The following is a 601-nucleotide window of genomic DNA, read 5'->3' on the forward strand; positions in this document are numbered from 1 at the left end:
CACGCGGCATGGCTGGATCAGGCTTGCGCCCATTGTCCAATATTCCCCACTGCTGCCTCCCGTAGGAGTCTGGGCCGTGTCTCAGTCCCAGTGTGGCTGGTCGTTCTCTCAAACCAGCTAAGGATCGTCGCCTTGGTGAGCCATTACCTCACCAACTAGCTAATCCTACGCGGGCCCATCCTATAGCGATAAATCTTTCCCCTCTCGGGCGTATACGGTATTACTCCAAGTTTCCCTGGGCTATTCCGTACTATAGGGAAGGTTCCCACGTGTTACTCACCCGTCTGCCACTCCCCTTGCGGGGCGTTCGACTTGCATGTGTTAGGCCTGCCGCCAGCGTTCGTTCTGAGCCAGGATCAAACTCTCAAGTTGAAAGATTTGATTCTGGTTTTTTGGCTTGGAAGTTAATCCAAGGAATCATCTACGTAACGGGCACCTTCACATCATGATTTCCGCTCCGGTTTCCCGAAACGTGATCACGGTGATGGCTTTGAAACGCAGAGTTCTCCAGAGTCTGTTATGACGATCAGTCTTTCGACCGAAAGTCCGCCAGGACCCCGCCGTCTGCGTTTCCCTTCCTTCAAATTCAATTGTCAAAGAG

At 52.7% G+C, this 601-nt stretch carries 1 rRNA gene; it reads right to left on the reverse strand.

Annotated elements, in window-relative coordinates:
* Nucleotides 1-372: ribosomal RNA gene (locus EKK30_RS02190) — 16S ribosomal RNA — on the reverse strand; the annotation flags it as partial.
* Between the last annotated feature and the right edge of the window lie 229 nt (nucleotides 373-601).

Source organism: Hyphomicrobium sp. (assembly GCF_003987855.1).
Taxonomy (GTDB): Bacteria; Pseudomonadota; Alphaproteobacteria; order Rhizobiales; family Hyphomicrobiaceae; genus Hyphomicrobium_B.